A 6,477-nucleotide genomic window follows, 5' to 3' on the forward strand; every position below is an offset into this window, starting at 1 on the left:
GAGGTAGCTAGTTATTCCACTCTCTATTTTAAAATCCGGCGTTGGGTGATGTCTTGAACGACTTATAAGCGCGTTTCAGCTTGTATAGGGAAAAACCCGAAGTTTTAAAAAGACATGCAGTGCACATAGTGCGAAAAATTAAACAATAGTACGCCAAATACAAGTTCTCTTGTCATTTTAACCTGTACAGGTTGGGGAGTAAACAAATAGCTTCACTACTATGATAGGGGTAAAGGCAAAGGTTGTCAAGTAGTTTTTTTAGCCAGTTTAAATCACAATAGTTGTAAAACTAGCCGCAGATTATAACAAATGCAGTAGCGTAATCCCCATCATCGCTTAGGGAGAGGTGAATTATGTGGTCCTTGGAAATAGAATCCTTGCCAATGGCTAGATGCGGCTTTCCTCTTATATCACTGTATATTTCTATATCTTTCATTGTAATGCCCAGGCTGAATCCACTACCCAGTGCTTTAACAAAAGCCTCCTTTGCTGCAAAGCGTTTAGCAAAATATTTTGCCCGTATTTCTTGACTGTTGTACTTTCTGCTTATCTCTATTTCCCGCTCAGTGTAGACTTTATTGAGGAATTTTTCCCCGTACTTCTGCAGTATTTTCAATATCCTTGGTATATATACTATGTCAGTACCGATACCGCGTATCATTCTGCACTGAAGCGGTTTATTGCTTCTTCAATCTGCATTTCCTCAATTTCTCCAGTTGTCCTATTTTTTATTTCAACTATATTTTCACTTGCTGCTTTCTTTCCTACAATTATTTGCCACGGTAAGCCTATTAGGTCCATTCTAGCAAATTTTACTCCTACGCTTCCCTCCGTATCATCGTAAAGCACTTCATTGCTTTTTAAAGCTTTGTATATTTTGTCTGCAATCTCCACGCATTCGCTGGTTTTTGTTTGTAAATTGATTAAACCAATCCTAAAAGGAGCCACCGCTTCTGGCCAGATAATCCCTTTATCATCATGAAAAGCTTCTATTATCGCACCAACAAGCCTTGAAACTCCAATGCCATAGGAACCCATATGTATATTGACATTTTTTCCATCGTGTGAGGTGACTTTTGCATTCATTGGCTTTGAATATTTATCACCAAAATAAAAAATGTGCCCTATTTCAATACCTTTACTAACGCTCAACTGTTCTTGCGGTATAGGGCAAGTTTTGAGGTCGTGCATATCATCTGCAACTGCGTATATACTCTTCAAACTTTCAATATCTTCACTTTCTAGTAACTCAGAAAATTTATTGTCGTAGTATAAAGTGCTCTCACCGGTGCTTACCAATATGTGAAATTCATGGCTTAAATTTCCTCCAATTGGCCCTGTGTCCGCTTTTACTCCAATTGGAGTAAGTCCCATGCGTTTGAAGATTTTTATGTAAGTTTTGTACATCAAATTATATGAACTCAGTGCACTTTCATAGTCTATATCGAAGCTATACGTATCCTTCATCAAAAATTCCCTACCTCTCATAACACCGTAACGAGGCCTTATTTCATCACGAAACTTCCATTGAATTTGATATAAACAAAGCGGCAAATCCTTGTAACTCTTTACTGTACCCCTGATTAGGTCAGTTGCTATCTCTTCGTGTGTTGGGCCAAAAAGCATATCACTCTCATGTCGATCCTTAATGCGCAGCATCTCTTTGCCGTAATCATCATAACGCCCTGACTCTCGCCAAAGACTTGCTGGTTGCACACAAGGCATTAATACCTCAATCGCACCAGCTTTATTCATTTCATCTCTGATGATGTCTTCAATATTCCTAAGCACGCGCAAACCGAGCGATAACCAAGAATAAATGCCAGAAGCTGTCTGCTTGATTAAGCCCGCACGTAACATATATTGATGAGAAGCAATTTCAGCACCAACCGGGATCTCTTTCAAAGTTGGTAGGTAATATTTAGATAGACGCATTTAATAAATCTGATTGTACTGAGTAATTTTAGTACAATCAGATCCGTAGGTAAACTTACTTTGAAAAAGAAGGGAAGTTATAGTACCTTCCCTTTAATTTCAAAACATTCTAGCACGCTCCTTAAAAGGAAGAGTAGATGGGTCTTTTATCTCACCATTCACTGGACCTGCATCACACTCTTTTTTTACAGGAGGAGCTTTAGGTCTCGTTCGTAAATCAGCAGGCTTAGGCGGTACCTGTGGCTTTTCTGACTTTGGTTCAGAACGCGATGAAGATATGGTTTCAGATTTTGCATCATCATCAGATGCACAGCCGCTGTCAGGACTTTCGCTTCTTTTTTTATTGTCTGGTTGATGGGTTTGAGGTGTAGACCTCTCGCTGCGTTTTTTCAGCTTTTTCTTTCTCGGTTCTTTTCCATCTACACTCCGATCTGAATCACGACTATCGCTAGATTTCTGCTTATCCTCCTCATTATCGGTCCAATCTTCACTATCATTGTGATCAGAACGTTCGCTTTTACTTTCATCTGGAATTTCAATATGCTTCCTCCTCGCAAGGATCTGAGCTATACACTGACTTGCAGTATTAGGTGGCTGTTGCGTCTTACCTTCTTTCGGTTTTTGCTCGACTGGCCTCAACTTAATACCCTCTCTTATCTGTGCAAGCAGAGCTTCTCTATTAAAGGTCGAAGCTACATCCTGATTTGCAGTATTTCCCTTTCCTTGTGTCTGCAATCTTCTTTCCAACTCAGCCATAAGATTTTTTTGTTGCCCACTTTCATTGGGGACACTAGTTTTCCTTTGAGAATTTTGAGAACCCGAAGGTGGAGGCGGCGGAGGTGAGGCGGTGGTGGTGAAGCAGCACCATTTGGCAGAGGCAGAACAGGTAACATATCAGGTGTTGCAGGAGCCTTTGTTACTAGCGGCGTTTCTGCAGCATTGTCGTTATTTTCTTGTTGCTGTTTCCCAGGAACTTTACACTCTTCATTTCCTCCTAATTCACTATCAGGCTTTTTCTCACTCAGATCTATTTTCCTCTCACTGTTTACTGCAGAAACAAATGATTTGATGAGATACACAGTTGAACTCAATGCAACTAATGCAGTAACAACAGAAATTGCTGCGAAAAGCACTGGCACCGCAGCGGCACTTAATATTGTCGAAACTATAAGACAAGTATATATCCCAGTTACAACACTAGATGCACACAACAATAAAGTAGCAATTGAATATTTTAAAATTGAAACAGTATCACCACTTCCCGGTACAGGTTCTGTTGTTGCTTTAGAACTACACATTTTTCTTCTCTCACTATTAATACAATATGAATAATAGCAAAACTATAAACGATTGTCAACAGCTTATAAATAGATTAACCTTTATAAAGGTCTCTTTCCTAGCACATATCGCAATATCTCACTCGCTATAGCAACATCTTGACGTGGAGCTTTGCCGTGTTCTATGAACACAGAGATTGCGTAGCGTGGGCCATGGTAGGGGCCATAAGCAATAAATAACTTATGGCTTTCGCCCCTGGAGTTTATCTCTGGAGTACCGGTTTTGCCGGCAATTTGCATAAACTCAAGCCCTTTTCTATAGGTTCCATCCTTAGAATTTACCACGTCAAACATAGCTTTTCGAACTATGTCAAGATGCTCATGATTCACGTCGATTTCAGAAAAATCTTGTGTCGTTTTGCTCATCTCAATGTGGGGAATCACTTCTTTTCCTGTTGCAACCCTTGCCGCAAGAACTGCAAGCTGTAGTGGTGTTGTAAGCAAATATCCCTGCCCTATAACCAAGTTGATAGTGTCACCCAAATACCACTGTGAATACAGCTTCCGCGCGCGCCAATCTCTATCAGGCAATAACCCTGGAGCTTCCTCCTTAAACGTTCGAATTAGTGGCCCACTACCAATACCAAATTTTCTGGCCATTTCTACTAGAGAGTCTATACTTATTTTTTTTCCTATGTTATAAAAGTAAGTGTTACATGAGAGAGCCATTGCCTCGTTTAAAGATACATATCCATGGGCTTTGCTTTTCAGGCAACGGAACTTCCGTTCTCCTATTGTCATATAGCCCCTACACGAAAATTTTTCTTCTGGTGTGATTATTCCATCTTTTAAGCCTGCAAGTGCAACTATTACTTTAAATATCGAACCAGGTGGAATTTGATACGATAATGCCCGATTTACAAGCGGTAATGAGGGAGCATTTAGACTTTCCCAAGTCTCATTCGATAGTCTGCTGGTAAAGAGATTATTATCGTAGGAAGGTGAATTGTATAACGCTAAAATTTCCCCACTATTTACATTAATGACCACTGCAGAGCCTTTGTGACCCTGAAATACCTCTGCAACTTTCTTCTGCAGATCAATATCAATTGTTAGCTGCACATCTTGCCCGTCTTGCTGTGGTATGTTCAACAATTCTCTTATAACACGCTTCTTGGAATTTATTTCCTGCTGAGATTTTCCTGGTTCACCTTTTAATATATGATCATACGCATACTCAATGCCGCTTACTCCTACCTCGCTTATTTCCTGCTGTTTTTTCGTATACCCAAGTACATGAGAACACATCGAACTAAATGGGTAATAACGTTTATAAAGAGCAGTTATTTTTGTCCCCGAAGGTCTTGCTAAATCAGATTCAATTTCTGATAACACCTGCAAATCAGCTTCTTTACCAGAAATCTTCTGCTCATTAAACACGATTTTGTTTACCGCAAGTTCGACGCCATTTCTATCTAAAATTCTGCCTCGCTTAGGCACAATATTGGCAATCCGTATCCTATTATTGTTAGACAGCGCTTCGTATTTTTGTCTATTCCGTATTTGTAAATTATATAGCCTATAACTAAAAATTGTAGAAATGGTAAGCTGAATGCCACCTAATATGAATGCTCTGCGGTTAAAGACTTTGTTTTTTGTCCACATAGAATCCCTTCAAATATAGCTCTATGGCTTATTATATGAATATAAGAGATCGAAAAACTTCAATACATGAATTGCAAAGGCAGTATGTTAAATGTTATAGCAGTTAAATACAAACAAGTACAACTGTACAAGCATTATTAGATGTAAGCTAAATAATTCACAGAAACAAAAAAAACTACTTGACAAATTCCAACAATTTCATTATTATAACACTAATGGTATTTCTGACTCAAAACTTGTTTTTGATCTGCAGGCTCAATGACAAAATTCAGTAAAAAACTCAGGGTATTTTTTGGCGGATTGTATCAAATTATAGCGGCTGCATGTCTTTTTCATTTTTTCTACATTCAGCCAAATCGTGCTTGAACTAAGCGTCAGTAAATTATTATAGCGCCAATTTACAGTATTATAGAGTCAAAACTCGCCACTCGGGATTTCTTTGCCTTTTTCTCCATTTAGTAAATTTCTTAAATATAATTGCAATTCAAGATGGAGCTTGGGTTCGTAGGCCAATACATCCGAACAAAAAGATTGAATATTTCTACAGAATTGTGTATAATTATTAATATTTTTAAGCACTATAGTTGTGGCTTTCTCAAAATTTCTCGACCCAAAAAATGATGTAGCGTTCCGTCGTATCTTTGGTACAGAAAAAAATAAGGATATCCTTATTCATTTCTTAAATGATATTTTAGGCTTTACTGGCAAGGATGAAATAAAAGAGATAGAGTTCCTCAGTACTATTCAAGATGCTGAAATTGCCTCCAAAAAGCAAAGCATTGTTGATGTTCTCTGCAGAGATGAAAATGGAGTACAAGTGATCGTCGAAATGCAGGTCGCTAAAACTAAAGGTTTCGAGAAACGTGCTCAATACTATGCAGCTAAGGCGTATTCAAGACAGGCTAATAAAGGTGACCAATATGACGATCTCAAAGAAATTATCTTTATTGCCATTGCGGATTGTATCTTATTTTCTGACAAATCCGAGTATAAATCAAAACACACTATTCGAGATGAAGATACTAATGAACACGATTTAAAAGATTTTTATTTCACATTTATTGAGTTGCCAAAATTTCCAAAAACGAAGGAAGATCAACTGGAAAATATAGTTGAAAAATGGATTTACTTCTTCAAGTATGCAGATGAAACCAGTGAAAAAGAGTTGGAAAGAATAATAGGAAGTGATGTAATAATTAAAAAAGCATATGAGGAGCTAAATAGATTCAACTGGTCAGAAAAGGAGTTTATAGCGTATGAACAAGAGATAAAGCGTATTCGTGATGAGCAGGCTGTCCTCGCTCAAAAACTTGATGATGCCACTGAAAAAGGCAGAAAAGAAGGAAAAATTGAAGTTGCTAAAAATCTACTTAAAGCAGGAGTTTCTATTGATATCATAGCTCAAACTACTGGTCTTCTTAAAGCTGAAATTGCACAACTCAAAGAAGAAGTCGCGAGTTAACCGCTTAGCTACCAATATATTTTGAAGTAAGCTGCCCACGGGGTTTCTTTTGTTTTTTTCTCATTTGGTAAATTCTTTAAATATTTATTACTAAAGTAGTATCCTGGATCCCAGTGTCAGCTACTTGGATGACAAGAA

6 protein-coding genes are annotated in these 6,477 nt (G+C 38.1%); 1 reads left to right on the plus strand and 5 read right to left on the minus strand.

Going from position 1 to position 6,477, the window contains the following annotated elements; translation table 11 throughout:
• Positions 1 to 289 precede the first annotated feature (289 nt).
• The 5 genes from DM84_RS04150 to DM84_RS04170 form a co-directional block, all read right to left on the minus strand.
• Positions 290 to 661 (minus strand): holo-[acyl-carrier-protein] synthase, encoded by a 372-nt coding sequence (locus DM84_RS04150; RefSeq protein WP_250778544.1) that lies wholly within the window; start codon positions 659 to 661, stop codon positions 290 to 292.
• On the minus strand, positions 658 to 1,935 hold the full coding sequence (gene proS / locus DM84_RS04155; RefSeq protein WP_250778545.1) for a proline--tRNA ligase: 1,278 nt from the start codon (positions 1,933 to 1,935) through the stop codon (positions 658 to 660). Before proS ends, DM84_RS04150 begins: the two co-directional genes overlap by 4 nt.
• 99 nt (positions 1,936 to 2,034) lie before the next feature.
• Positions 2,035 to 2,691, minus strand: coding sequence for a WH2 domain-containing protein (locus tag DM84_RS04160; RefSeq protein WP_250778546.1), 657 nt, complete (start codon positions 2,689 to 2,691; stop codon positions 2,035 to 2,037).
• Positions 2,628 to 3,233, minus strand: coding sequence for a hypothetical protein (locus tag DM84_RS04165; protein ID WP_250778547.1), 606 nt, complete (start codon positions 3,231 to 3,233; stop codon positions 2,628 to 2,630). The genes DM84_RS04160 and DM84_RS04165 overlap by 64 nt, the downstream gene beginning before the upstream one ends.
• 81 nt (positions 3,234 to 3,314) lie before the next feature.
• On the minus strand, positions 3,315 to 4,877 hold the full coding sequence (locus DM84_RS04170; RefSeq protein ID WP_250778548.1) for a penicillin-binding transpeptidase domain-containing protein: 1,563 nt from the start codon (positions 4,875 to 4,877) through the stop codon (positions 3,315 to 3,317).
• Positions 4,878 to 5,463: 586 nt separating this feature from the next.
• On the opposite strand from DM84_RS04170, the gene DM84_RS04175 reads away from it, so the two are divergent.
• Positions 5,464 to 6,339, plus strand: a complete 876-nt coding sequence (locus DM84_RS04175) for an Rpn family recombination-promoting nuclease/putative transposase (protein ID WP_250778550.1) — start codon at positions 5,464 to 5,466, stop codon at positions 6,337 to 6,339.
• Positions 6,340 to 6,477: the final 138 nt, after the last annotated feature.

The sequence above is a fragment of the Wolbachia pipientis genome (genome assembly GCF_023661085.1).
Classification (GTDB): domain Bacteria; phylum Pseudomonadota; class Alphaproteobacteria; order Rickettsiales; family Anaplasmataceae; genus Wolbachia.

Bases quoted from the DNA above. Each gene is read 5' to 3' on its own strand.
- DM84_RS04150 (WP_250778544.1), bottom strand. From the start codon at position 661: ATGATACGCGGTATCGGTACTGACATAGTATATATACCAAGGATATTG.
- proS (WP_250778545.1), bottom strand. From the start codon at position 1,935: ATGCGTCTATCTAAATATTACCTACCAACTTTGAAAGAGATCCCGGTT.
- DM84_RS04160 (WP_250778546.1), bottom strand. From the start codon at position 2,691: ATGGCTGAGTTGGAAAGAAGATTGCAGACACAAGGAAAGGGAAATACT.
- DM84_RS04165 (WP_250778547.1), bottom strand. From the start codon at position 3,233: ATGTGTAGTTCTAAAGCAACAACAGAACCTGTACCGGGAAGTGGTGAT.
- DM84_RS04170 (WP_250778548.1), bottom strand. From the start codon at position 4,877: ATGTGGACAAAAAACAAAGTCTTTAACCGCAGAGCATTCATATTAGGT.